General features: G+C 49.6%; 19 protein-coding genes. 2 read left to right on the top strand and 17 right to left on the bottom strand.

Annotation, left to right across the window (positions count from 1 at the left end; all coding sequences use genetic code 11):
* The first annotated feature begins 105 nt into the window (after positions 1 to 105).
* Positions 106 to 531, top strand: a complete 426-nt coding sequence (locus AB8599_RS17710; protein ID WP_407334220.1) for a DUF4399 domain-containing protein — start codon at positions 106 to 108, stop codon at positions 529 to 531.
* Between the two features lie 135 nt (positions 532 to 666).
* Here the strand turns inward: AB8599_RS17710 and AB8599_RS17705 are convergent, their stop codons facing one another.
* The 11 genes from AB8599_RS17705 to AB8599_RS17655 form a co-directional block, all read right to left on the bottom strand.
* Positions 667 to 1,326 (bottom strand): sugar transferase, encoded by a 660-nt coding sequence (locus AB8599_RS17705; protein WP_407334219.1) that lies wholly within the window; start codon positions 1,324 to 1,326, stop codon positions 667 to 669.
* Positions 1,323 to 2,555, bottom strand: coding sequence for a glycosyltransferase family 2 protein (locus AB8599_RS17700; RefSeq protein WP_407334218.1), 1,233 nt, complete (start codon positions 2,553 to 2,555; stop codon positions 1,323 to 1,325). Before AB8599_RS17700 ends, AB8599_RS17705 begins: the two co-directional genes overlap by 4 nt.
* 1 nt (position 2,556) lies before the next feature.
* Entirely contained in the window at positions 2,557 to 3,627 is a 1,071-nt protein-coding gene (locus AB8599_RS17695; protein ID WP_407334217.1) for a glycosyltransferase, read from the bottom strand.
* Between the two features lie 150 nt (positions 3,628 to 3,777).
* A complete protein-coding gene (locus AB8599_RS17690; protein ID WP_407334216.1) occupies positions 3,778 to 6,138 on the bottom strand; it encodes a hypothetical protein in 2,361 nt (786 codons plus the stop codon).
* A 49-nt stretch (positions 6,139 to 6,187) separates the two neighbouring features.
* Complete coding sequence (locus AB8599_RS17685; protein WP_407334215.1) at positions 6,188 to 7,684, bottom strand: GumC family protein; 1,497 nt, start codon at positions 7,682 to 7,684, stop codon at positions 6,188 to 6,190.
* Positions 7,681 to 8,808: a glycosyltransferase gene (locus AB8599_RS17680; protein ID WP_407334214.1), complete on the bottom strand. Its 1,128-nt coding sequence runs from the start codon at positions 8,806 to 8,808 to the stop codon at positions 7,681 to 7,683. Before AB8599_RS17680 ends, AB8599_RS17685 begins: the two co-directional genes overlap by 4 nt.
* The gene (locus tag AB8599_RS17675; RefSeq protein WP_407334213.1) at positions 8,805 to 9,527 is read right to left on the bottom strand and encodes an acyltransferase; all 723 of its coding nucleotides are present in this window, start codon (positions 9,525 to 9,527) and stop codon (positions 8,805 to 8,807) included. Before AB8599_RS17675 ends, AB8599_RS17680 begins: the two co-directional genes overlap by 4 nt.
* Before the next feature lie 244 nt (positions 9,528 to 9,771).
* Positions 9,772 to 11,196: a lipopolysaccharide biosynthesis protein gene (locus AB8599_RS17670; RefSeq protein ID WP_407334212.1), complete on the bottom strand. Its 1,425-nt coding sequence runs from the start codon at positions 11,194 to 11,196 to the stop codon at positions 9,772 to 9,774.
* On the bottom strand, positions 11,193 to 12,335 hold the full coding sequence (locus AB8599_RS17665) for a glycosyltransferase family 4 protein (RefSeq protein WP_407334211.1): 1,143 nt from the start codon (positions 12,333 to 12,335) through the stop codon (positions 11,193 to 11,195). The genes AB8599_RS17670 and AB8599_RS17665 overlap by 4 nt, the downstream gene beginning before the upstream one ends.
* The gene (locus tag AB8599_RS17660; protein WP_407334210.1) at positions 12,332 to 13,588 is read right to left on the bottom strand and encodes a glycosyltransferase family 4 protein; all 1,257 of its coding nucleotides are present in this window, start codon (positions 13,586 to 13,588) and stop codon (positions 12,332 to 12,334) included. Before AB8599_RS17660 ends, AB8599_RS17665 begins: the two co-directional genes overlap by 4 nt.
* 184 nt (positions 13,589 to 13,772) lie before the next feature.
* Positions 13,773 to 14,789 (bottom strand): glycosyltransferase family 4 protein, encoded by a 1,017-nt coding sequence (locus tag AB8599_RS17655; protein ID WP_407334209.1) that lies wholly within the window; start codon positions 14,787 to 14,789, stop codon positions 13,773 to 13,775.
* 426 nt (positions 14,790 to 15,215) lie between these two features.
* Between AB8599_RS17655 and AB8599_RS17650 the strand changes: the two genes are divergently transcribed.
* Complete coding sequence (locus tag AB8599_RS17650; RefSeq protein WP_407334208.1) at positions 15,216 to 16,160, top strand: NAD-dependent epimerase/dehydratase family protein; 945 nt, start codon at positions 15,216 to 15,218, stop codon at positions 16,158 to 16,160.
* A 169-nt stretch (positions 16,161 to 16,329) separates the two neighbouring features.
* On the opposite strand, the gene AB8599_RS17645 is transcribed toward AB8599_RS17650, so the two are convergent.
* The 6 genes from AB8599_RS17645 to AB8599_RS17620 form a co-directional block, all read right to left on the bottom strand.
* Entirely contained in the window at positions 16,330 to 17,763 is a 1,434-nt protein-coding gene (locus AB8599_RS17645) for a sigma-54-dependent transcriptional regulator (RefSeq protein ID WP_407334207.1), read from the bottom strand.
* Positions 17,764 to 17,867: 104 nt separating this feature from the next.
* Complete coding sequence (locus AB8599_RS17640; protein ID WP_407334206.1) at positions 17,868 to 20,912, bottom strand: PAS domain S-box protein; 3,045 nt, start codon at positions 20,910 to 20,912, stop codon at positions 17,868 to 17,870.
* Between the two features lie 108 nt (positions 20,913 to 21,020).
* On the bottom strand, positions 21,021 to 22,550 hold the full coding sequence (locus AB8599_RS17635; RefSeq protein ID WP_407334205.1) for a SpoIIE family protein phosphatase: 1,530 nt from the start codon (positions 22,548 to 22,550) through the stop codon (positions 21,021 to 21,023).
* 14 nt (positions 22,551 to 22,564) lie between these two features.
* On the bottom strand, positions 22,565 to 23,272 hold the full coding sequence (locus AB8599_RS17630) for a protein SypD (protein ID WP_407334204.1): 708 nt from the start codon (positions 23,270 to 23,272) through the stop codon (positions 22,565 to 22,567).
* The gene (locus AB8599_RS17625; protein ID WP_407334203.1) at positions 23,272 to 25,374 is read right to left on the bottom strand and encodes an SLBB domain-containing protein; all 2,103 of its coding nucleotides are present in this window, start codon (positions 25,372 to 25,374) and stop codon (positions 23,272 to 23,274) included. Before AB8599_RS17625 ends, AB8599_RS17630 begins: the two co-directional genes overlap by 1 nt.
* Complete coding sequence (locus tag AB8599_RS17620; RefSeq protein WP_407334202.1) at positions 25,371 to 26,180, bottom strand: OmpA family protein; 810 nt, start codon at positions 26,178 to 26,180, stop codon at positions 25,371 to 25,373. The genes AB8599_RS17625 and AB8599_RS17620 overlap by 4 nt, the downstream gene beginning before the upstream one ends.
* Positions 26,181 to 26,205: the final 25 nt, after the last annotated feature.

The following is a 26,205-nucleotide window of genomic DNA, read 5'->3' as shown; positions in this document are numbered from 1 at the left end:
TATGATAGGGCGGCATTTTTTTATCAAAGTCCCATTTCCTGACACTTCTGCCGCTCGAACATCAGTCATGCTGATAACAGTAAAACAGATTGTTAAGGGAACACTATGAAACACGCACTGATCTCTTCACTATGGCTTGTGACCGCCTTGTTTTTGCCTTCATCGTTACTTGCTGCCACCCCGTCAGCGGCAGATGCTGAAGTGTTTTTCATCCAACCGAAAGACGGTGAAACCGTTCCAGAAACCTTCAAAGTGGTGTTTGGTTTAAAAGGAATGGATATTGCGCCCGCAGGGGATAATCAACCTAATTCGGGTCACCACCACTTGCTGATTGATGTGGACTCCTTGGTGGATTTTTCATTGCCTTTGCCTGCGAATGACAATGTTAAGCACTTTGGCGGCGGGCAAACTGAAACCATGCTGACGCTGCCAAAAGGTAAGCACACACTTCAGCTGTTGCTAGCAGATTACTTGCACATTCCCCATGATACGCCCGTGATTTCACAGAAAATCACGATTAACGTTCAGTAAACTGCACCATGTTGTTTGTCATGAACCACGAGTCCGTGGCTAGCACAAATAAAAAACGCCGTTTCCAGCTCGTGTTGTCGAGAAGGGAAGCGGCGTTTTCGTTTTCACTTAGGAATTAGGGGGTATCGATAGTTTTTACTGACCTCGACCACACACCATGACCACGACAGTGCGAACCATGATATAGCAATCCATTTTTAGCCACGTCACAGGTGATGACAATGCAAGCGCGTATGAGTGGTCGTACCCTACTTTTGAACGCACATCGTCAATACAGGTGTCGTAGCCTTGGTTCACTTGCGCCAAACCCGTGATGCCTGGTGTGACGCCGTAAGTGCGTTCTGCAAAGTATGGAATCGCGTTTTCTAGCTTTTGATAAAACCCTGGGCGTTCAGGTCTAGGGCCGATGAGCGACATATCGCCGACCAATACATTGATAAATTGTGGCAATTCATCCAAGCGGGTTTTTCTCAGAAAACGACCAACGCGTGTGACGCGGGGATCAGTTTTGGTCGCCCATGTTGCACCAGAAAGGCTTTCAGCATCGGTACGCATGGTGCGAAATTTCAGCATTTCAAAAATCAAGCTTCTGTCTGGTAATGCACGACCGATACGCATTTGGCTAAAAAAAACGGGCCCGCGACTGTCGAGTTTGATGGCCAGCGCAATCAAAGGGAACAGAGGAAGGGTTAGCCCAAGTCCAACCAAAGCAAAGAAAATATCAAAGCCACGTTTTGCTTTCGCCGTGATTGGGTTGATGTCGCTTTTCATGTTTAGATTCATGGTGAGATTCATTTTGATGCTTCCTTGTTAGTCTTGTTCGACACGTCAGAAACGCGGGTCCATTTCCCTGTCTCTAAACCTGAGATATAACGTAAAGTACCGATAAAATTGGCGGTGTGTCCTGTTACTAAATACACCAGCGATTTTGCGATGCCACCACGTGGTTGATAGCCCGCCATGCGCCAAATGCCCACCGCGAGATAGAGAGACAGCTGCCCCATCGCTGCAAAGGCAAAGAACCCATATGCGGGTGCAAGCATTACGCTGCCCAGCAACGCGGTTAGCATGAAAAATGGCATCAGTACGCGTAACCCTTTCCCTGATGCGAACGTGAAAGCAATACCACCACGAGTTGGATTGAGTAAGCGAAACAAGCGCAAAAGTTGTTGGCAGTTACCCGCGCCAATACGCAGGCGACGGCGAAAGTCTTGATGGGCATTGGTGGGCTCAAGCTCGACCGCTTGGATCGCGTCATGAACATCTGCGCGAAAGCCTTTTTCCACGATTTGCATTGGCAACACGAAATCATCATTGATGGTGTCGGGTGCGAGTGGCGTAAACAGAGGGCGACGAATGAAATACAACGCGCCATGGGCACCTAGCGACGAACCCAACTGGGCTTCATTGCTCTGAATTCTGCTTTGATAATCCCAATACTTTTGTTCACCTTCGGCGGGGTTAAGCAGGCAGTAACGGCTGTTCAACACGCCGACTGTTGGCTCTTGAAAGTGACGAGCTGCGATGTAGAACGCGTCGATAGAAATCAGCGCGGAGATATCACTCATCGCCACAATGTCAGAAGTGATAAGCGGCATTGTTTTGTTGATCACCGAGACTTTGCCTGCGTTATCGGCGTATTCAATCACAGTGACATTCAGATGCGCACACAGTGGTTCAACGGCAGTGTGGCGGGCGATAGAAGCGGTGTTGTCACTGCATCCATCGCAAGCCAGCACAACGTGTAATTTGTCGCTGGGGTAATCCAGTGTGGCGAGGTTGCGGATTTTATCCGCGATCCAATTTGCCTCGTTGTATGCGGGCATCAGCACGCTAATGGTTGGCAAGTCGCAATCTGCAACACTGTCGTGGTAGCCACGAGCAGGTGTTACTTTGTGTGTGTTTTCTTCGCGAGAAGAAGGGTGGCGCACCAGCAACTTAAGCAAAAGGGGATAGCCGAGGTGATGGTATATCACCAAAAATATGCTGGTGGCGGTGAGCCAGAAAATCAGTTCATTTGCCATGTTACAGACCCTCAGCCAAAGAATCGTAAGCGCTGGCCATCGCACGTATGTCGGCATGTTTGGCAATAAATGCGCGCGGGTCTGAAGCCGTATGATCATGAATACAAGCGATAATTTTCTCCGCCATGTCTTTCGCGTCACCCGCTCTCAGTATCAGCCCTGTTTCTGGACAAAGGGTTTCTACCGCTCCGCCAACGTTGGTCACGGCAGTGGGAATGCCACATGCTTGCGCTTCTAATGGCGCAAGGGGAAACCCTTCATTGAAAGACGGTAGACAGAACACATCGAGTGATTGGTAGAACTGCGTCATGTTTTCGACATGACCGAGAAAGTGGATGCGATCAGAAAGGTTCAAGGACTTGGCTTTGTCTTTCAGTTGTATTTCCATTGAACCTGAACCCGCAATGGCAAGGTGTACATGGCTGGGTAATTCGGTCATGGCGGAAATCAGCACACCGTGGCCTTTAACTTCTTCAAGACGCCCGCTGGCGCCTACTATTTTTACATTGCTTGGCAGTTGCATGGCATCGCGTGCGGCTAATTTATCGCCTGGGACGTACTTGGCGGTGTCGACGCCATTTTTAATCACGCGAATGTCATTCATTCCTGAAATAGAAGAAAGGGCATGGGCGACCACATCGGCATCGGCAACGCGAACAGGGTTGCCAAACATGGAAACGATTCGATGCAGCAGTTGGTGGCGCTTGTTGCTGTAATGCCATGCATCGTGTTCAGTGTGGATATGAGGGGTGCGACTGAGAAAGGCTGCGAGACCGCCGTAAAAATAAGGGCCTATGTGGTGAGTGTGAATAAGGTCTGCATTCAACGATGTGAGTAAGCGCTTAAGGTCGATGAGCGTAGAAGGTGATAACCCCGGTGTTTTGTTTAAAAACACTAATTGGTCTTCAAACTCACGAAGGCGGGGCCAAGCCGCAATGGCGGATTTGGCATCACCTTCTAGGCTGACAATCTTCATTGCGTGACCGTGATGGGAGAACTTCATTAGTTCCAGCGCCATCACTTCTAATCCGCCGGGTCTGAGATGTTGCACGACTTGAACAATGGTTTTCATGACAACCTCGAGTAAGAATCTAATCACTGAGATTAACAATGCAGAAGGCGTGCCACTTCACACTATTTTTAATGCGTTGATTTAAAAGCGTAAATTTTAGGTCTTTTCATTGGCATGACATGTTTCTCATTATGAGAGTCGCCTTGACAGTCACAGCGCGAGTTGAATGATTTGCTGTCGCCATGTTTCCATTTGTTGGGGTGTCACCGTCAACATGGCGTCCCATGTGTGTGGTACATCACGTTTTAATTGCGCTAAAAGCCGTTTGGCGTCGGGATTGGTTTGGGCTTTATCTTGCAGCCATAACACCCAGCGATAATCCGTGATCCCTTGCATGATGTCGTAGAGCGCGATATCGATATCTGGTTCTTCAGGACAAGGTTTGTCTGATGGATAGAGAAACTGCACATCGTATTCGCGGCCATCTGTGGGGTCGAAAGGGTCGGCGGTTGGCATGCGCCCATGCCATTTGAGAAAACCGTCTGCATCAGATTGCCAAAGATAAAAGCCAGCCGCAGCACGAGGGTTAGGTAAGTTGTACAACCACACTTTGCGATCATCGTGCTGCGCCTGCTTGATATCGTCTCTGTCTATGCCAAAGCCGTCGTTAATTAGCACTAAATCGAACAGAGGGAGGTATTTTCTGTCTTCGTCGTGATTGAGATGTCCTGCCAATTTTGCGGACGGGGCAAACATTGAAAACTGGCGATGCATGTCTTTGAACAAATCTAAATTGCCGGGATTACTTGGCTCATCAGCGATCGACCAATAAGGGGAGCTTTGCAGCCGCGTTTGGTGCTGTCGTTCAATGTCAGCAATCACGTTGGCGGCATTGCCTGCCCCAAGTGATTGCACCAGTCGTTTGGCGGGGGTGTAAGCCATGGGCGTACCAAACCCCATTTTATTGAGCATGAGAGACATTTCTTCAAACGCTTGACGCTCTTCATCGTTTTGAGGCGTGGGGTATGGCGGCGAAATACCCGTGAGACCGAGTTTTCTCAAGAAGGTCAAATCACAGATCATGGCTTGATGCCCTGCGCCCGCCAGCTCAGTAAACCATCCGAAGTGCACAGGCTTTTCCAAATAGATGCCGACAGGCTTGACCATGTCAGGCAAAAAGGCATTGACCACGTGGATGGAAAAGGGGGCTTTCAGGCTTTTTCCTTGCATCATCACAACTAGTTCGCCGAGGTAGGTGCCAGGCGGTGTTGCTTTGGGTACATCAACACGCACGACCATGCGACGCGGCATTGCAACGCCATGGTTTTCGGGCAATAAGCCATGTCGGAGAAAATCGTCATTGGCTGCTAATAAAGTGGAAGAGAGGTGTGTTCGCGTTAGCTGCCATTGGCTCCAATGCCAACGGGTAGGGATCTCCACCCCACTTAAACGGGGTTGTCGCAACATCACCATGGGTGCGCCGGGCAGGTTGCCTTGCTCAAACGCAAATTCGACCACGGCAGAGGTGCCTGGAGCGGCGGAGGTTTCGTGGTTGGTTACCCGCAGGCTAGGTTGTCCCGTAGGCCATTTTTTCCAGTTGGCGATGGGCCAGTTTTTCTCCCACCACGCTTTGCGTTGACGTGTAAGCATCTCCAAAATGAGCTGATTGCTTTGCGGCACAGCAAGAATACCACTGACAAATTGGGCATCGGTCGAATCACCACTCAAACGCAAGATCACAGGGTTGCCGTCGCTGGAGACATTGAAAGTGACGCGGTCACTTTTTCGTTCGCCGTAATGTGTCCAACTGCTACTTTTAGGCGAAATCTCCTCATTGCGTCGGCCGAGATAGACGGATTCAATCCATTCTGTTGCTGACAGGTTTTGCGAGAAAACGCGCTTTCCGTTTGCGGTGATTGTGCGCTGAAGAGGATGAGGAAGATATTCCCACTCGCCCGCATCACGAAGCCAGAGTGTTATTTGCCAATCCCCCGCGGGCAGGGGCAATGCTGCTGAATCAATGCCTCGTATACCATCAATGGTCAGCGCATCAGCCGCTTGAGCACGTGCCCCGCGATCAATCGCGTTGAGCCCCGCACCCGCGAGCAACCCCGACGTGACGGTGAGTGGCTGAAAACCCGGCCAAATCGCACTGCCTTCAGGGCCGAGATCCCATGCATAGACATTTTTCCCGAGCGGTTTTGGGGTTTCAACGCGCATTGTGGACAGCGCAAATCCGCGTTCATTGTTGGCAGAAAACGCCATGATTTGTTGCAATGCCGTGAGATCCAATTGGCGCCCGCCGGGCGTACGCAAGCTGGCAAAGGGGATTTGCAATTCAAACTTGCCTTTGGGAATAACCCGTTCGATGTTTGCGCGATCGGAATAACTGGGATTCGACGTGTCATCGGCGCGTACCACGACAATCACATCAGAAGCGCTTAAGTTATTGCCGACAATCAAGAGCATGCTGGTTGGTGAAATGTCGGTTAAGTCAGCGTTATCGAGCCGTAAATCGGCGAGTGCCGGTGTGCCAACGATCATTGCGAGTGCAATTAGCCAATGTTTCATGATGTTGTGCTCCTTAATCTCACCCAAGCTAGGCGTAACCCAATCTGCTTTAGTTCACGTCAATGATCTTCCTGCCGCCATGAGGCGGTGTGTCTGATGCGACTGAAGGCGATGGAAACTCAGCAATCACTTTGGGAACTCGCGTCAGAACAGGCGTCCCTGTGATGGCTTCTAAGGTCGAAATGCGACGAATGGTGGTGTCGGTGAGTTCGAGCAATATCGCCATGCCACAGCCAAGTAAAAAGCCGCCGATCAATCCTGCAATGGTAAAGACGATCAATGGCAGATTGCTCGGTACGCCGGGGGAGTATGGGCGGTCAATGATTTTGATGCGCTTGTCTTGTTCAAACACACCAAGAGAGCTAGTAAGCCTTGCCATTTCATGGCGCTCAAGCAACTCTTGGAACAACTGACGTTTCACTTCTAGATCGCGTTCAAGTTTGCGGATCTTCTGTTCTTTTTCGCCAGATTGACTCGTTTTGTTTTCCAATGTCAGGATCATTTTGCGCAGGCTAACGGTTTCTTCATCGAGGGTTTCGACTTTGCTTCGGGCCAGTTGCAGGTTTTCCAATTGCGAAATCAACAAAGGTTGAGATTCGGTAGAGGAATCAATGGTCGCGCTGCTGGCCATGTCCCAAAGTTTGCCGGTATCAACCGGTTGTTGAGTAGAAGAAAGCAGTGCCGTTCGCTGCTCTTCTAGGCGACGTAAGTTTCTTAGCGCGCCCTGCACCAAACTGTGTTGATCGGTATAGCGGGATTTAAGCATGGCAAGTTCACTGCGATGCTTAACGATTTGATCTTCAATACGACCTACAACTGGGTTGGTGCTGGAAAGTTGGTGATCCAGCCCACCAAGACTGCGTTTCGCGCCCGCCATCTCCGCTTCTTTCTCTGACAGGCGCTGTTTGAGCGTTTCAATCCGCGCATAGTTGGCGAGTTGCAGTTCAGGCAGGCCATCTGCATGTTTGCTGCGAAAATCTGACAATGCCGCCTCGGCTTTGTCTAATTCTTCACGGCGAAAATCAATGTGCTCAGAAAGAAAGTCGCTGGAGTCTTTCATGGAAGAGCGCTCAGGGGCGAGCAGCTCTTCAATCACATGGTCACTGACGATCTGCAACGTATCTTTCATGCCTTTTGGCGTTGAAGAGCGAAATTCAATGCGGATCACGTCTTTGCCGATGGTAGACATGGTCAGTCCGTTGGAAAGTAGAGCGATGGTTTCATCCACTTTTTCTGGCGCAGAATCTTCCTGAATTAAACCGCGTTCCAGTGCCACTTTGCCCAAAATATGACGACTGTGCAGCAGGGTTTGCAGACCGCTGAAACGCTCTTTCATCTGGGAAGAGACGGACAAGTCTTCAAGGAAGGGGTTCATCTTGGATGTTTCTTGTATCAGCATGGTGGTGTGCGAGTTGTATTTTTTGGGCGTTAGCATACCAATCGCAGTGCCCATTAACGGAAAGATGATGATTGGCATCACAATCACATAGCGACGACGCCATGCGCCATCGAGCAAAATCAGAAGCTTGTAGGTTAACGAATTCATAGGGCATCCAACCAATTGGCAAGTTTTTCTGCGCGTGCATCCCAAGTGTGGGCTTTCACAGCGGTTTGCTGGTGAACATTGGACGCTTGGCGTGCAGTGTTTTTCAATGCAATCGCCATTTCATTTGCGGTTTGCACCACACAGACATAGCTGCGGTATTCATTAACAGCAGGAAAAGGCGTACTGATCACGGGGCGTCCTGTGGCAAGATATTCGCGAAGTTTGAGCGGGTTACACGCTTTGATCTGCGCGTTATTCACGAACGGCAACAAACTGGCTGACCAATGCTGGCTGTAGCTAGGCAGTTCATGATGCGGTTTGGGGCCGAGCAGTGTGACATTGTTATATTGCTTGAGTGACAACGCGGCTTCGCAAGGTTTACCGATGAACACGAAGTTCCAATCGGGAAGCTGCGTGATGGTTTTGGCGAGCATCTTGTAGTCGAGCCATTCTGACAATGAGCCATAAAAGCCGGCGGTTGGGCGGCCATTGTCAGGTAAATCCTTGGCACGAGGGCTTGGGGTAGAAAATAAGTCGTAGTCGACGCCGTGTGGCAGCAAACGGGTGCATTTGTCTGAAAAACGTGAATACAAGGTTTCGCTCGCAGTCAGTATCAAGTCCGCTTTTTGCGCTAGCTCCTGTTCGCGTTTCGCCACGGTGTGGTGGTCGACACCCGCCAGCGATGAAAAATCATCACCACAGTAATAGACTAATGACGATGCGCCAAGTTGGTCTGACACATCAACGGCGGTAGGAAGCGATGTCCACATAATGGGGTTGTGTAGCTTGGCTCGCGCAATGATAGGAGCAAGCTGATTACGCAACATTCCGGCGGCTAGTTTGCGTCCAAGTGCGGTGCGCGGTGCAGGTAACGTTGAAGGATTCACCACGGTCAAGCTGTCAGGGGTGATCGCGTTATTCGATGAATGTTTATCAGCGACGGTGCGCGTAGTGATTTTCTGCCAAGCGCGTTTGCAATCATTGATGGTCAACGTTGGACGACGTAAGCCAATCGAATTCACCCAAATCACTTTGCGGTCTTGCGAAAGACGGCGGATTAAATGCTGTGTGCTAGAAGGTAAACCGCCCCAGTCTTCGCCAAATACAATCAGGTCGCGTTTCATTTGGCCATCTCCTCATCGGTCAGGGTGCGCAGCACTTTAGCGGGCACGCCGCCAGCAACCACGTTAGGGGGTAGGTCTGACGTCACGACACTACCCGCCGCCACTATGGTGCCATGGCCAATGGTGACGCCAGCCATGACAGACACGCCGGTGGCGAGCCACACATCGGGCTCTAAAATGATATCGCCAACTTGGCTGTCCAGCTCTGGCATGCCGGAGGCGCGATCGTGTGCATTGATAGGGTGACCGGGGTAGCCAGCGAGAAACGCACGTCCAGCAATGCGAACGTTGTCGCCAATCACGACTTTTCGTCCGACGGCGATGGTGGTTTGCCAGCCGATGTCTGTGTTGCTGCCGATCAAAAGCTGAGGTTGTTCATGACCATAAGCGCGTCCAGAAAACGTGGTGTGGCCTGAGACACGACAATCATCACCCATAGAAATGGACAGCGGACCGCTCACAAATGGCATACCGCCGTAAAGATAGAGGCGTTGCCCAACGCGATGTAAGCGGCCTTTAAATAGAGGGGTCCACCATAGGGTGCGTGTCATGTTTTCCCACAGCGCTTGGATTACTCGCGTCAGATGGTAAAGCGGAGACACGATGAGTTTTGGCGCTGGAATGCTTAGGTGAAGAATAGCTTTTAACGTGCGGAACACACCACGAGCCACAGGGCTTGGGCTGTGTTTTAACCAATGTCGTGTCTCTTGCATGTTCATCGCCTTTCTCCTTGCCATTGCGGTATTTGTCACCGTCGTAGTCAAGGTAAAGCACGAAGCGAGCCAACTTATTGATTGCTTAATTATCAGTTAGATAGGTGTATTTCGCAGAGGTTTCAAAGCCCGTTTGTCATTTTGACAGTCAAATAGACAAACAGACAAACAGACAAACAGACAAAGCAAGTGGAGGAATGAAAAGAACCGCTGACGGCAGAAGCGCCGTCAGCGGATCTCGGTGACGCGTTCAAGCGGTTTGCCCGGCAAAGCGTTTGAACGACCCTTTGGGTAGTAATCGCAGCTTTTGGCCTACTAGGATGAGGCTCAGTGGGGCTAAAACCAGCAAGACAATGCGTGCTGCGACTGACCAGTCATACTGTGACACCGCCAGCCAACCTAAACACACACAGCCAAGCACAAGCAGCGAATACACGGGATAGGGCAGGTGATACAGAGATTGGCTGACCACAAAAAACAGCACAAAGCGCAGGCATTGCGTGAAGGCCAGTGCCATTAATACGCCAAACACACCGTATTCATGCCCCCACCACCACAGTGTGGTCACAGCGACCACTGCGGCTGCGGCATTGATCCCCATTTGGGCATAGGTAGTGTCCCCCGCAAAACTGCCTAAGTTAACCAGTTCTGCCATTTCTTTAAATAAAGCAGCAGCAACCAAAAAGGCGATAAATTGTGCTGCGAGCAGGTAGCTGTCCGGCAGCAACCAAACAATGGCGAGAGGCGCAACAAAGGCAACGCCAACGGCAATCAGCATCACTGCCACCAAACCATAACAGGTAAACTGCGTGGCTTTCTCTCGGCCATTGATGCCGTAAAGCACATCAAAGCGTTTTGGCATCCACCACATTCCAAAGGGTTGCAGCAATAACACCACGGCTAAGCCAAATTTGGCTGCCACACCAAATTGTGCCAGTTCCTCCAGCGAACTCACGTCTGCGAGTACCCAGCGGTCAAGGCCGTTGAGTGTAAATGCCATCATACCGCTTGCCATGATGGGCAGACTGTAAACCAGCGATTGCCCCGTCACCTTGCGAGAAAACGAAAAGCCGGTGTCTTTCAATTGCACCATGGTGAGGATCACCGCTTGCGTGATTGCGGCGATCACGCCCGCTTCCAGCACACCATCAATGCCTCTGCCGCTAAGCAGCATGACCACGGTTAACCCGGCATGCAAAAAGGCGCGCCCCACCGCTGCCGAGAAAAATGCGACAGCGCGATTTTGCATTCTCAGCCAACCTAATGGCACCGCGATACAGCCTTCCAACGCCAGCATCAGTAACACCAAACGCAGTTGATAAGTGGTTAGGCCGCCTGGTACATAACTGTCGAGTAACGCTGCCCCGAACCAACCTAGCGGGATCATCACGGCGCAAATCATCAAGGTAAGCGTGAATATTCTCGCCGCCATGGTGAGGCGTTCGCGCTCGGTTTTACTGCCTCCCACAAAACGATACAACGCATCTTCAAGCCCTAAACCCACGAGAATGCTACCAAGCGCTGCGATACTGCTGATAATTTCTAGCATCCCAAATTCAGCTTGGGGCAGTTGGTGGGTGATAAAGGGCAGCATGAGCAGTGAAATCCCTTTCATCAAAGCCATACTGCTGCCGTAAAGCAGAGTTTGTTTCATCACGGGGGATAATGCCTTCATCCTTGCACCTCATTGCGGGTCATCGCTGAAATGCGCGAACCCACTTGGGGAGCTAATGCCTCACAAATATTGGCGAAGCAAAATTCAGCGCGATATTGCTGCGAGATCACGCCCGCCGCTTTGCCAATACGTGTGAGTGATCGCATGTCGTCTTGTGCTTCAAGCAGGGAATGAGCCAGCGCATCGATGTCGTTCGGTGGATACTTTAAGCAGTTCACACCATGGGTAAGCTGGGTGTCCCAATAGGCACCATCTTGAGGAATGATGACGCACATGCCCGCCGCCATGGCTTCGAGAATAGAAAGCCCAAAAGGTTCTTTGGTGCTGGTGGACACAAAAATGTTGGCACGTGACCGAATGGCATCCAGATCATCGGGCGCTTCATGCCAGAACACTTTGCTAACGGGCTGCGGAGCCTGACTCACAGCAAGCGTGGTTTGTTCAGGACGAATAAAACAAACATGTGTTTCAGAACGTTGAGAAGGGTGAAGCATGCTCAATGCTTGCATCAAGGTGTCTAAACCTTTCCATTTCAGCAACGAGGCTGCCCAGAAAACGACGGCATAATCGTGCTGACACGCGCTTGGCCACGTACTTTTTGGTAAGCCGTTAGTGAAGGTTTGAAAATGTGGATAAGCCGATACTTCGCCTGTGTTGCCTGTGGCCTCTAATGCGGCGCACAGTGAATCACGGGTCGATTCGAGGTAGAAAACATGGTTTGCATGCAGCAGGCATCGCCCAATGGTACGTGATGTAGCGACAGGGCCATGAACCATTTGCACCAGTCGATAACCCAACAAAGGTTTAGCAAGGTATAACCCCAAATCAACACCAGGGCCTGAAGCGGCAAGGGCGGTGTCGATTCGGCCTATGAACAGTCTGAACCAGAGTAGTTGCATGGCGATCAGTAAGTGGCGCGCAAAATAGGCTAACCCTTGCTCAGCACGTTCGAGCTTCTCTGGCATCACCAAATGTCTCACGTAGGCTTGGGTTTGACGCCAGCTTTTAGCATCTGCCGTGAGGACGGATACGCGAACGTCTTTGTCTTCAAGTTGTGCCAGTACATGCTTGGTGGAGACCTTTGAACCGCCAGCGAAAGCGATGGGATCAAGGATCAGTATGTGTTTTAACTTGCTCATACTGCGGCCTCCAATGGCTGTGGTTTGCGGTAGTTTTTCACAAAGCGCAACGACGCTTTCACTGGCGGAATGAATTGCCAGTGGCTCATCCATTTGGTGGTCATCGCAGGGTTGGTGATCAAGCCTTGGTAAAGTTGCTCGAATGCACGCGTATGTGTGCTGATGGTGAAATGTTCAGCAACGTGTTGTTGCCCTTTCACGCCCATCTCTAAACGTTGGTCTTGATTCACGAACAAATGGTAAATGGCTTGTGCCAGTGCATGAGCGTTTTCTGGTTCAACCAGTAGACCTGTTTTTTGATGATTGATGACACTGGGAATACCGCCGACGCGCGGTGCAATAACAGGCAGCCCGGCTAAACCCGCTTCTGCCAGTGTTAGGCCAAATACCTCTTCACGAGCGCCTGAAATACAAAGGTCTGCGCCGCCTCGCATCATGCCTACCACGTTGTGTTTTTCACCCACAAGATGCACGAAGTTACTGAGGCCAGCCGCGATGATTTGCGCTTCAAGTGTTTCTCTCTCTGGGCCTTCACCGATCACCACTAAATGAATGGGGAGGCACATCTCACGCAGTTTTTTACATGCTTCAATCAGCAGATCGACACCTTTGCGGTGGATCAGGGAGCAAACACTGATAGCAACGAAAGCATCACTCGGAAGGTTTAGCGTTCGACGGATGTCTTCAACAGGTTGCTTCAGCAAGGTCTCGGTGTCTATGCCGTTGGGAATGACCTGACAGCGGCTTGGTACCGCACCGTCGGTTAACAGCTGGTCAACCACAGGTTGGCTCACGCCGACTGCCATGCTGGCATGATGCAAACCAAGGGTGATGCGATCTCTCAGCGGATAGCGAGAATGCAGATGCAGCACTAAAGGCAGCTTACGAGCACGGGAAACCCAATTTAACCACTGGGATGGCGCGCCGCTGTTGGAATGAATCAAGGCGACCTGATGATCATCAACAATGCGTAAACCTTGATTGACCAATTTGCTGAAACCCAGCACATCCCACTTAGGGGTGCGTTCGCCGAGTAGCAGCGTAAAGTTGCTGACATACACGGGCACATCAAGCTTGAGGACCTCTTGGGCTAGCAGTTCGCTGTTACACCAAAGCACAGGCTCGAACAAGGTTCTGTCGAGGTGGGTAATAAGGTCAATTAAGCAACGTTCGCTGCCACGGATCCAATTGTCGCCGTAGTGAACAAACAGCACTTTTTGAGGATTGGGTAGAACCTGAGGTGTTAATGTCATTGTCCTTCCTCCAGGTCGTTAACGTAAATTCGTGGCTTACGTATTTCGTAAGCGGGTTAGCGTTACCATTGCAAAGACCGATCCATGTTTTTATCTGTTTGATTTTTATTGATATAAAAGAAAACCGCGATGCTTGGCATCGCGGTTTTTCTGGTTTTCGTCATTTTGAGAATCACCCCTAAGGTCACTTTGCGACGGCGGTGTAGGCCTGAAGTAACTGTGGAACTATGGCTTCGGCAGAATACCTTTTTTGGATGGTTTGAATGGCTCGCATTTTCCACTGCGCACGTTGAACTGCATCACTGTTACGCCACACATGGATCACGTTGACCAAGCCATCAACATCCCCTTGCTCTAATATCCAACCGTTTAGGTTATGCTGAATGAGCTTATCTAGCGCACCCACATTAAAGGCCGCGACAGGGATCCCTCGTGCCATGGCCTCCAAAGAAGACATTGGCAACCCTTCTGCGCGAGAAGGAATGATAAGCAGGCCAATGTGGGTCCAGACTTTTCGCATGTCACTTTGTGCACCGTGGAAAGTGACGTTTTGTGGCGCAATTCGTTCCAGCGGCTTGCGCAATGGCCCGTCACCATAGACATGGAAATCAAGATGAGGAAAGCGTTTTGCGAGATGAACAAAACGTTCAGGTGCTTTTTCCTTACATAAACGCCCCACAAACGCTATCTGGTTGCCATCGGATGGCGGGGTGTTATGTGTGTTAACAAAGTTATTTGCTAACTTTGCAGCGCAAGGCAGGGTTTCGAGCACAGGTGTACTGACTGCGTAAACTTGGTTGGCGAGAAAAGCGGTGTGACGATCGAACCAATCATACAGTTTGAGTTTCCCTTCTTTTACCTCGCCGCTGTGAAACGTGCTTGCACAGGTGATCCCCATCATCTTGGCTATAGGGCGAACCAGAATGCCCGCTTTGTAGCCGTGAGTGTGGATGACATTAGGTTTACCTTTGCGGATGGCTTGCCATAACGACACAAGGCGACCATCAAGCACGTTGCACTTCAAACCACAATAAAGGAGGCGTTTGTGAACAGGATGCTCGCCATAATTATTGAGAAAGACAACGGTGACATCTGTTCGGGCATTGTTCAGTCCCAATGCTAATTGCTCGACATGCGATTCAATTCCTCCAAATCCTCGGCTATCTAAAACTAACCAGATTTTCTTTTTGCTTATTGCCATGTCGCCACCTTATACCTTAGGGAAATAGTCATCGACAGAGACTCAGCAAAGATAGTGCCAGAATGCTAATTCATTGAATTGATTAATATAGAAGGCGATGAGTGATGAAATGGCGCAGGTTAAACAATCAAAATGACAATTGATAAACAGGCAGCAGTCAAAGCGCATGTCAAATTGACGAAAGAGAGAACCATTTCGATTCAAACAAAGAAGTAAAAGAAACATGACAGGGACAATTCTAGAAAAATAGCCTGTATTTTTCGATGGAACTGCACAAGGTTTAAACCGCTGAAAGCGAGGTATTGCTTGGATTTAGTGCTCTTTTTCCCAAGGTGGCTTTGGCGACAGGCGCAATAACAAACCTGAAACTTGGCAAACCCTTTGCAATGCACGAAGTAGATTCCCTAACTATTTACAGAGGCGAGCATGGCAAGTTACTTAGTTACTGGAGGCTGTGGCTTCATTGGTTCACATTTGGTCGAGTCGCTATTGGCTGACGGTCATCACGTCCGAGTGATTGACGATCTCTCTACGGGCTCTCGTGACAATGTCCCGCGTCATTGTGAGCTTCGCGTTGCTGACATCTGCCAGCCGGGTGTGCTTGAAGATGCAATGAAGGAAGTGGACGGGTGCTTTCATCTTGCCGCTATTGCGTCCGTTGAACGCTCAAACCAACAGTGGATAGAAACACACGAAGTGAACCTAACGGGCAGCATTCGCGTGTTTGAGGCGGCGAGAGCGGCCAAAACACCCGTGGTCTATGCATCTTCGGCGGCGGTATATGGCGACAACGCTGACATGCCTTTAGCTGAACGAGCAGTGCTGCGCCCATTAACCGCGTATGGTGCGGACAAGTTAGGGTCTGAATTACATGCGCGTGTTGCGTCTATGGTGCATGGTGTGCCAACGACAGGCCTGCGCTTCTTTAATGTGTTTGGCCCTCGTCAAGATCCCTCCTCGCCATACTCGGGCGTGATCTCGATATTTGCTGACAAAGTCATCGATGGTCAACCTGTCACCATTTTTGGTGATGGAGAGCAAACCCGTGATTTTATCTACGTCGCTGACGTGGTGCGTTTCTTACGCGCCGCGATGAAAGAAGTGTCAGTGACCCCTGAAGTGTTCAATGTGTGCCGAGGGGATGCATTGTCGGTGAATCAATTGGCCACAATATTGATGTCGATAACCGGAACAAGGGTAGATGTGGAATATTTGCCCGCGCGCCGTGGTGACATTCGAACCTCAATTGGCAGCCCTGCGCGAGGGGCGAAAGAACTAGGCGTGTTTGCTAAAACATCAGTGACTCAAGGGCTTCGCGAATTGTTGGCTTACGTAGCCAATGGCAGTCATTCTCAGCGCTCTGCGAGCTAATCACCTCCCTTATCGGCAAAGCGCTCATCATCTTCATCAAAAAAAAACGCCGCATCGATGCGGCGTTTTTGTGTTTATGCCCCAACAACTTCAATGTGCTGAGTATATGATTGGGTATCAATAGCGTCCTTGATAACAACAATCAAAGTGACGCTTCAAACCGCGCGACTCAGGCTTCGTCGGTTTCCCATGCTTGTTTCTTTCGATACAGCGTTGATGGGCTGATTTGAAGTAAAACAGCCGCTTTGAGTACGTTGCCATCACAATGAGCGATGGCTTTTTGAATGGCTTCGCGTTCCAAATCACAGAGTGGACGAATGCCTCCCTCTGCATCGGATGAGGCACTCGGAGTATCCTCTGCATTGGCATGGCTGATGGGATCAGGGATCACCACATGCGCTAGCGTTCTGATCTCTTGGTCGGTCAGGGTTTCATTCAAAGGCGGTGGAAGCTGTTTAATGCTGACCGCCTCGCCATCATGCAGTACCACCACATTGCGAATCACGTTTTGTAGCTGACGCACATTGCCCGGCCACGGATAGTGGCGCAATACCACTTCGGCTTCGGGCGTAAAGCGCGAGAAGTTCTTTCCTTCTTCTTTGGCATAAGTCATCAAAAAATTTGTGGCGATAGACAAAATATCATCGCCGCGCTCACGCAAGGGCGGCATGGCTAGCGGCACAACATGAAGTCGATAGTACAAATCCTCACGAAAACGTCCGGCCGACACCTCTTGAAGCGGGTCTCTATTGGTCGCACACAAAAAGCGAATATCCACGCTTTCTTCTTTACTACCGCCCACTTTTTGGAAACGTCCGGTTTGAATAAACCGCAGTAATTTCTTTTGCAGCTCTAAATCCATTTCGCAGATTTCATCGAGAAAAAGCGTGCCGCCTTGTGCCTGTGTTGCCGCGCCCTTTCGTTCGTTACTCGCACCTGTAAAAGCCCCTTTTACGTGACCGAATATTTCGCTTTCCATTAAGTCATGAGGAATGGCGCCGCAATTCAGTGCAATGAAAGGGGCGCTAGATCTAGGGCTCTGGTGATGTATGGCTTCTGCGCAGACTTCTTTGCCTGTGCCGCTTTCACCTGTGATGAAAACCGTGGCTTTGCTGGGTGCAGCGGCATCAATAATGCGATATACATTTTGCATCGGTAAGCTTGAACCAATGAACCCTTGGTAGGCATTGCGTTCAAAACTGCTTTGAATGTCTTCTACCAACCCTTGAAGTCGTGTGCGTTCAAGTTGGTTCTTTATCGTCGTTTTCAGACGTTCTGCACTGACGGGTTTTTCGAGAAAATCCACCGCGCCCTGACGCATGAGATCAACCGCCGTATTCACCGAGCCATGACTGGTCACCACGATAACCGCGCAAGGAAGTGATTGTTCGTTGATCCATTGAAGGATTTTCTCGCCTGACATGTCGGGCAGTTTGAGATCCAGCAGAACCAAATGCGGTGTTGCATTCTGAAGATGGTCAAGGGCAGCTTGACCTGTTCCGAGACAAGTGAGCTCAATGGGCTCATTGGCAAGGTACTGCATGTAAAGGTTCGCAAGTGGTTCCGAATCTTCAATGATGAGCACGCGATACGTTGACTTCATGTTGAAAAAATCCCCTTTTCGCTGTCTTCCTGCGTCTTACCACGTCTGGGTAAAGGAGACGTAACGTATTGTTAATCGGTATATTCAGTGTGGATAAAAACATTCTACCCGCGACTATTTTTCGAATCAGTGTGCTCCGTGAAACCGCGAAGCATTCTCTGTTCCAATGCATTGAGTGACGCCTGGGCTTTATTGTCTAACTTAGAGGCTGTATCCAATGCTTGGTCATAGTCTTGATTTATGCAGTGTTTTTCTATTTCCCGGCAAAGACAGCACAGTAAGCTGTTGCCATGAGACGCAGCGCTACTGCCTAACGTGTGCGCTTCGAATTCGAGGATGTAGTAGTCGTTTTTCGCCGCCGCCTCCCTGATGTTATCAATGCGTTTTTGCGCGTCGTTGATATAGAAGGCAATCAAGCTGGGAACCACGTCAGCGGAAGTGTCTTTCACTAATTGCATCAAGGTTTCTTCATTGACTTCTTCTTGGCTGGTAGTGACTTCACGGGGAAAACTGGCGTGTTCTTGTGTTTTTGGGGGCGCTAACTCTGACGCATCGAAGTTCACGACTTCAGCATCACTTGGAATGATGGCTTTGGGCTGCCAGCGAGCGAGGCAATCCAGAATGGCTTGTCGAGTAAAGGGCTTTGAAACGAAATCGTCCATACCTACATCGATAAAGTGCTCTTTGTCACCACGAATGGCGTGGGCAGTGAGCGCAATAATCACGACATTCTTGGCGTCTGAATCGAGCGCTCGAATACGTCTTGTGGCTTCCATTCCATCCATTTCGGGCATAGAAATATCCATTAACACGATATCGTAGGGAATGCTGGAGACCGCTTCGATGGCTTCTTGACCATTGCTGACGATATCGACCGAAAGCCCCGAAAATTCCAGCATAGTCCGCAGCACGATCTGGTTGGCGGGGTTGTCTTCCGCCATCAAAATACGAATATCTTTTGCAATAGGCACATCGGCTTTGATGGGCTCTGGCGAGCGAACCGCGCAATCTCCTTGCTGAGCCAGATCTAAATCCAGCGTAAAACTGAACACTGACCCTTTACCAACACTTGAAACAACGGATAGCTCCCCCCCCATTAAGTTGACGATTTGTTTGCAAATGGCTAACCCCAAACCGCTCCCTTCGTGCCCGCGATCATAGTTACCTTCGGCCATGGTGAACTCATTGAAAAGGGTGGGAATATGGCTGCTATCAATACCGATACCTGTATCGACAACATCAATTTGTATTTGGCTATAAGTGGCGCCGTGGTGGTTTGATGTTAACGATACCGTGACGGAACCGTGTTTGGTGTACTTGATCGCATTGGATAGCAGGTTAAGTAACACTTGGCGGATTCTGTCGCCGTCGCCAACCAAACATTGTGGCGCGGAGTCAGAGATCCTCGCCGTGAGCCGCAGGTTCTTTTTCTCTGCTTGAGGGCGCATGATATCAATGGTTTGATGGAACAGATCGAACATATCAAATGGGTTGTTCTCAAGAGACAGCTTGCCCGCTTCCATTTTTGAAAAATCGAGAATGTCGTTAATAATGGCGAGAAGAAGCTCACCAGATTCACGCGCGGTTTGAACCAGTTTTTGCTGTTGATCTGTTAGAGGGGTTTCTTTTAACAAACCAAGTACGCCTAGCACACCGTTCATAGGGGTACGTATTTCATGGCTCATCGCGGCAAGAAATTGGCTCTTTGCGCGATTGGCGTTTTCTGCCGCCTGTTGCGCTTCTAATAGGATGGTTTCTGTGTGTTTTTGCTCTGTTAAATCGAAAAATTGCGCCACATAGTGCGTCAGTTGCTCATTTTCATCTTTTACCGCTGTGATGCTCATACGAACGGGTATGGTGCGACCTTCTTTGTGCAAAAACGTTATCTCACCTTGCCAACTTCCATTTGCTAATAAAGTGCGCCATATACTTTTGTGAAATGCGGCATCATGAGGAGTGGACGTTAATGAACGCGGTTTTTCGCCCTTCACCTCTGCCCCGGAAAAACCCGTTATTTTGGTAAAGGCGGGGTTGGTACGAATGATGTGCCCTTTGCTGTCTGAGATGAACATGGCTTCGGATGATTCAAATGCATGGGCGGCAATTTTAAGTTCAGTTTGGTCGTTCAGTTGCTGGGTAATATCGCGAATGTAAGAGACAAAAATATGTCCTTGCTCTGTTTTCGCTGGGGAAATGGAAATTTCGATGGGAAATTCACGCCCGCTGCGTCTTATTGCCGAAAGCTCAATGCGTTGATTTAATACGGGCCCTTCACCGGTAGAAAGGAAATGTCGCATCCCTTTAATATGCGCCTCACGCATGACTTTTGGGACAATGGTATCGGCCATCGATTTACCCACGATTTCGTGGCGCTCCCACCCAAATATTTGCTCCGCGACGGGGCTAAATTCAATAATGATGTCATTGTCATTTGCCACAATAATGGCATCGTGAGAAGCGTTATAAATGGCTTCGTTTTTCTCCTCAATTTGGCGAGCTTCACTGTAAGAATATTTTTGATGCTTCAATGATGCGTGTAATTCGTTATAGCTGCTATCCAGCTTTTCGCGCATGGCGTTAACCATCTTTACGGTTTCGCTGACATCATTTTGATAGAAAAACTGAAAACGAGAGGGAGAGTCAGAAGTCTCATTGATGTCATGTAATTGGCGAAGTGGGCGAGTCACGACAACCATCATTATGTGAATCAATACAATAGAAAGCAGCCCAACACACAAGGTTCCCCAAATAAGTAAATGGTCAGAAATCACAGCGACGGGGGAGGGCGCGGTATTGTAAAAACCAATCACTATCCATCCCATTGGGGCGTTTTTGTCTCCAATGGGCGCATTCTTTGTTTTCAATTCGCCCGAAGCACTTTTTTCAAGTTGGCTGTAAGCGATCACGTTGCCTTCTTGCTCGACGCTTAGGAAGGTAAAGTTTTCCTCTTTGACGACACGATCGGTGAATGATTTCAGTCCTTCGAGGTCTTTGTTATTAATATAATCATGTGCCGCGAACGCAGAAATATTGGCAATTTGCTGAATATGGTTGTCAGGGGTGTCGGCGTCTGTCTCAAGGTGATGCATAAAAGACATCACAATGAACGTGATCAATATGAGGGTGCTAGTGACAACAGTAATAAACACTGTTTTAAGATTAATATTCAGAGCGCCCCCTTGTAGTAAGTTTAGTTATTGAAACATCAGCCTCAATAATGAATGGTTGCGCCTTAGAGTTTAGTACAGTTTGCGGGCTTATAGGTTTTCCGACGGGGTGCGTTGAATCAATATAAGCGTTGCGTCATCTTTGTGTCTTTCGCCATAGCGCTCAAAGGACTGCATCACCGAATCTGTGGCTTCTTGAAGAGGCTGTTTCAGTGTTTGCTGCAATGTTTCCATCACTTTGTCAGTGAGTATTTGTCGTGCCGCGTTATCTTCTGCTGATTCAAAAAGACCATCAGTATAAATCGCAATTCGTTCACCTTCCTTTAGGTTGAGTGTCAGCAAGTCGTACTCCGCGCCATACAAAACACCGGGCAGAATACCGCCTATGTCTAAGGTTTGTACTGAGTTGGTGCAGACTTTAAAGGGAGCAGGATGCCCCGCGCTGGCCATCTGAATCTTGCCGTCATCAAACAATGCGACAGAGCAGCAGGTGAGGATAACTTGAGAGAGCAAGTTATCGTCAAGGGCACAGTCCGAAAGACGATTCAATAGGGTTGCGCAAGGTGCTTCTTCCGCTTCCACCTGATACATCAGGCCGCGCAGATAACCACCATAGGCGTAGGAGAAAAACTTGGCCGCTACATCATGGCCCATGACGTCTGCCACGTTGAGCATGAGAAAATCTTTCGTGTCGCGGTATAGCACCAGATCCCCGCCACCTATCCCGGTATTTCTGCTCGCCACCGTCATTTCCCATCCGTGTGAGGAGCGTGGTAAAGAAGGGGTGAGCGCGTTGGTAATGCGCTGATTTATCTTGTCGGTGAGTTGGCGGTAGATTTGGTCTGATCGATTCAATACGCGTTGTACGCTTTGCATCAGCGAGGTCTTGGACACTGGCTTGAGCATATAGTCATCAATACCTAATCCCAGTGCATCGTTTCGTGTTTCGGGGTTGTCGGAAAAGGTCAAAAAGATAAAGGGTGTGAGCAGGGTGTTGGTATGTTCATGAAGTGCCTTTTTGAGGCTCAACCCATCCATGCCTGGCATGCGAATGTCTGAGATGACTAAATCGACAGAATTGTGCTTCAAGAATTCGAGGGCTTTCTCGCCGTCATTCGCTTCAAAGATCCTGTAATGTTCTGACAGATAAGCACTGTAGAGGCGTCGCTGACTGTCATCATCTTCCACAATTAGCACGCTGGGCTTGGTGGTGATCTGTTGGATCATCCATTTCAATGTAAAGCGGTTTGCACCAAAGGTGCTGCGCTTGGTGTACTCAAGGTCATCGGTCAGGCTTTGGAGCAATGCCAATCCGCGACCGCCTTCTTTTTCTTCGAAGGTATCTAAGGTTTGTACTCTGTCTGGAAGTGTGGGGTTCCAGCTTTGCCCATCATCGGAAAGATGCAGCAACCATGATTCATTTTGGCATTCTAGTTCAACACCAATAAATGTGGGTGATGGAGAGGCGTGGTTCACCAAGTTGGCTGCGGCTTCGGAAAAGCACAACTGGATTTTGTTAGACAGATGATCACCCACGCCGCGCTTTTTCAGTGTTTCGCCAATTACCTTTCTGGCATTACTGACGGTTTTAAGGCTTGCTGGTCGACATTGGATGCTCACAATAGACACCATGACTAAATCTCCAGTGACAACAAATGGCTGCTTAAAATGGCTTTTCTTAAGCGCGCTGCCAGTTTGGGCATGCGTTTAGTAATGCGCCCAATTTCGCGCAGTATTTCAACCTTAAGGGACGGATTGTTTTTGTCGTTGAGTACACAACCCAATAAATGCGCGCCAGCATCATTAAGCTTTTTCACCGATTCCGCAGCTTGCGCTTCTGTGGTTTGCCCAGTCATCACCACCATGATGGTGCCATCTGCTGCTGCCGCAACACGCTCGGGAGGAATGTTGTTCGCATTCATTCGGGAAATAGGGGAGGTATCGAAGATGACCAAATCGAAATCTTTGTGCCATTGCTTCACATAGTCTTCCAGTGAACCGGGACGGCGCAATTCCATAATGGTCTCACGCTTAGAGGGGGCGATGATCCCTGTGAAGAAGGTGTTTTCGCCTGACACGCCAACCAATTCAGGGCTGGGTAAGCGATGATTGTCATAAGTCGTGACAGTCATCCCTTGGCTTTCAAGGCTCGGATGATAAAGATTCAAATCTACCACCAGTGTGGATTTTCCTGCCAGTAGTGATCGGTGTGCAATGGCACTCGCCAAAGAGGTCACACCTTCGCCTGACTCTGTCGCGGTGAGTGCCAGCGTTTTGTAATCATTGCGGACAATCTGAAAATAGATCCGCTCAACTTCAACGTTCCATGGAGGGATTATCATTACAAAACTCCTATTAGTGCAGCGATGCCGACAAGTTGGAAGATGTCCGTAATACCCTGACGGATTTTTTCAGCGGTACTTTCTTCTTGAGTTGGCACATAAACCGTGTCACCAACGCGTAAAACAGGCAAATCTTGGAAACGTGCAGTACGGCTAAATTCAGACAGGTCAAAAGTTCGTGCTTGATCACGGCAGCAGGACATATTCACTACCGTGATTTTTTCAATATAAGCATTTGAGCTTGGGCCACCTGCTTCTGCCAGCAAGTCCAAAATGGTCATATGATCATCAAAGTCATAGCGCCCTGGGCGACTCACCGCGCCAAGCACTCGGATGGTTTGCTCTTTCGGGCGATCAAGCCAATGACGATTTTTTTCTGGAATGTAAATGGTGTCGCCAATGTTCACTTCGGGCAGCAGTGACGCATCGCCCGTTTCGAAAAATAGGGCAAGGTTCAGTTTGCTGACGCGGGCTATTTTGCCATCAAGATGCGTGATGCGAATATTGTGAATATCTGCCGTGGCGGTCGGGCCATCCGCAGCAGACAGAATATCCAGAAAATGCATTTCTTCAGTGAACTTATAGCGCCCCGGTGCACCCACTTGGCCAAATACATAAATCGACGTGTCTGAGCTTTGGCGAATCCACTTGGCTTTGTTTTCTGTCGGATCATCAGGCAAATCATGTACGCGTATGGTCGACCCGGCATTGATGGGGGGCAACTCTGAGTCTGATTGGCCGTCTCGAATGAAGGTGTCAAGATTGAATACGTAAAGTTTGGATTGTGTGGCTGATAAGGGCGTTACCACTTCGATTTTACTGGTGTCAGCGCGTGAAGTTGGGCCGCCCACGTGGGCGAGTAAGTCCAGCAATGACATCTCGCTTGACCATTCCACACGGCTAGGTCGCACCACTTCACCCAGCACGCGCACCGCTCGGTCTGGTGAGACTTTGAGCCAAGATTTCTCATTCATGTCGAGTTTTTCGGGGACGAATATTGCGTCACCGGGCGAAACAAGAGGAAGCGGGCCTGTTAGTTTACCTTCTGAAAACAGGGTGAGGTCGAAGGGAACTGTGTCGCCGTTGGCTTTAATAATGCGTATTTGGCGGCTTTCAGCAAAACGAGTCGGGCCACCGGCATTGGCGAGAATATCGATAAAGGTCGCCCCTTCTTTGCCTTCATAGGCGCCGGGTTTGGCGACTTCACCCATCACATACACGGTGTTTGAGCCGGTTTTGATCTCTTCTTCTTGTTTGGGCACAAAGATGGTGGAGCCTTCCACAATGTTGGGCAGTAGGGCTTCGTTACCGCTGTCTAGATATTGTTTGAGGTTGAAAATACGCGGCTCGCTTTGGGATATGACACGAATCTGCTCAACCGCTGCAAAGCGTGTTACACCGCCCGCACGCATTAATAGATCCACTAAATTGTTTTCATCTTTGGCGGAAAAACTGCCGGGGCGGATCACTTCACCAAATACTTTGATCGCTTTTCTGTCATCTGCAGCATCGCCAGAGTCCGCCAGTTTTGAAGGGTCGAAGCTTTGCTCAACGTTACCTGTCATTGGAGAGGCTGGAATGAATAAGGTATCCAGTGATTTAAGTTCTGGCAGTAATTCTTCGTCGCCCGAATCGAGGAATTGTTTGTAGTCAAAGATCATGATGTCTTCGCCGCGACGAAGCTGAAAACGGTCGAGTTGTGCGCCGGGGCGAAGCCCACCCGCCGCATACAGCGCCATTTGAATTGATGCATTGTCTTGCAGAGTGAATTCACCGGGTTCGACCACATAGCCTTGAATAGTGATGAGAAGCTGTCGTTTGCTCACGAACACTTGCAGAGAAGACAGATCACGGATCACTGTGCCTAATGTCTCTTGTACGGCGGCAGACAGAACTTCTTCTGTCATCCCTTCGGCTTGAATCATGCCCACCTCAGGCAAGGTCAGGCGACCTTGACGGTCAATTTGAAACTCTTGATTTAGCGTGACTTCCCCCGGCAACATGATGGCGACCAAATCGCCAATCTGCACTTTATACTCTTCTGCATGGGCGACCATGCTGCTCAGCAGTGTTAACAGGACAAAAGTCAGGAAGCGTTTCATTGTGTTGCTCCTGAATGGATTTCAGCCTGCGTACGTTCAATGAGTTCTATCGAAACACGACGATTCACGAGGCGCTCTTGTGGGGCGTTACCCTTAAACAGCGGATCGTTAGCGCCAACCGCTGCTACGGTGATGCGCGATGGCGCAATACCGAAAATTTGAAGATAGCGTCTGACTTGATTGGCTCTGGCAAGCGACAGCGCTTGGTTTGCTGCTTCATTACCGACGGAGTCGGTATGTCCCGTAATGTGTAGTGCGTATTGAGGGGCATCTCGGAGAAGATGAGCGGCTTCGGCCAATTGTCCCATGTATTTTGGATTGACTTCAGGAGAGTTAACAGCAAATTGATTATCGACATTGAGTAAGGCATCAACGTCGGCAGCGAGTTGCGATGAAGAAGCATAGTTATTGGTAGCTTGGGGGACGCAAGCACCGCTTTGTTTCACTGCATCCAATTGTTTTTCAAGGCGCTCAAGGGACGTGCGTTGAATAATGAGATCGTTAGCAGCATCGAATTCTAGGCCGCCATGGAGCTCTCGGACAATGCGATCTTGCATGCGGCGAGCTTGCAGCACAGTTGCTGGGAAACACAATTCTGCACCTTCTAATACCAATACATCTAAGTGACGAGCAGATAATTCCCACTCAAAACGTAGTCCATGTTCAGGGCCCAATGGTTGGTCGGCTAAAACGGGAGAGAGCGAAGAGTAGTGACGCTCAGCCATGCCACCTTGGCCGTCATCGGGGAACATGGTGCAACCCGATGTCAAACTGATGAAGACGACGAGAGCGAAAAATTTTCTCATGACGTTTCCTTTGTCGGTCTGCGAG

Source organism: Enterovibrio litoreus, assembly GCF_045679545.1.
Lineage (GTDB): Bacteria > Pseudomonadota > Gammaproteobacteria > Enterobacterales > Vibrionaceae > Enterovibrio.
This window is presented reverse-complemented; position numbering and strand designations above follow the sequence as displayed.

Excerpts from the sequence above, each read along its gene's own strand:
- AB8599_RS17710 (WP_407334220.1), top strand. The coding sequence starts at position 106 with ATGAAACACGCACTGATCTCTTCACTATGGCTTGTGACCGCCTTGTTT.
- AB8599_RS17705 (WP_407334219.1), bottom strand. The coding sequence starts at position 1,326 with ATGAATCTCACCATGAATCTAAACATGAAAAGCGACATCAACCCAATC.
- AB8599_RS17700 (WP_407334218.1), bottom strand. The coding sequence starts at position 2,555 with ATGGCAAATGAACTGATTTTCTGGCTCACCGCCACCAGCATATTTTTG.
- AB8599_RS17695 (WP_407334217.1), bottom strand. The coding sequence starts at position 3,627 with ATGAAAACCATTGTTCAAGTCGTGCAACATCTCAGACCCGGCGGATTA.
- AB8599_RS17690 (WP_407334216.1), bottom strand. The coding sequence starts at position 6,138 with ATGAAACATTGGCTAATTGCACTCGCAATGATCGTTGGCACACCGGCA.
- AB8599_RS17685 (WP_407334215.1), bottom strand. The coding sequence starts at position 7,684 with ATGAATTCGTTAACCTACAAGCTTCTGATTTTGCTCGATGGCGCATGG.
- AB8599_RS17680 (WP_407334214.1), bottom strand. The coding sequence starts at position 8,808 with ATGAAACGCGACCTGATTGTATTTGGCGAAGACTGGGGCGGTTTACCT.
- AB8599_RS17675 (WP_407334213.1), bottom strand. The coding sequence starts at position 9,527 with ATGAACATGCAAGAGACACGACATTGGTTAAAACACAGCCCAAGCCCT.
- AB8599_RS17670 (WP_407334212.1), bottom strand. The coding sequence starts at position 11,196 with ATGAAGGCATTATCCCCCGTGATGAAACAAACTCTGCTTTACGGCAGC.
- AB8599_RS17665 (WP_407334211.1), bottom strand. The coding sequence starts at position 12,335 with ATGAGCAAGTTAAAACACATACTGATCCTTGATCCCATCGCTTTCGCT.
- AB8599_RS17660 (WP_407334210.1), bottom strand. The coding sequence starts at position 13,588 with ATGACATTAACACCTCAGGTTCTACCCAATCCTCAAAAAGTGCTGTTT.
- AB8599_RS17655 (WP_407334209.1), bottom strand. The coding sequence starts at position 14,789 with ATGGCAATAAGCAAAAAGAAAATCTGGTTAGTTTTAGATAGCCGAGGA.
- AB8599_RS17650 (WP_407334208.1), top strand. The coding sequence starts at position 15,216 with ATGGCAAGTTACTTAGTTACTGGAGGCTGTGGCTTCATTGGTTCACAT.
- AB8599_RS17645 (WP_407334207.1), bottom strand. The coding sequence starts at position 17,763 with ATGAAGTCAACGTATCGCGTGCTCATCATTGAAGATTCGGAACCACTT.
- AB8599_RS17630 (WP_407334204.1), bottom strand. The coding sequence starts at position 23,272 with ATGATAATCCCTCCATGGAACGTTGAAGTTGAGCGGATCTATTTTCAG.
- AB8599_RS17625 (WP_407334203.1), bottom strand. The coding sequence starts at position 25,374 with ATGAAACGCTTCCTGACTTTTGTCCTGTTAACACTGCTGAGCAGCATG.
- AB8599_RS17620 (WP_407334202.1), bottom strand. The coding sequence starts at position 26,180 with ATGAGAAAATTTTTCGCTCTCGTCGTCTTCATCAGTTTGACATCGGGT.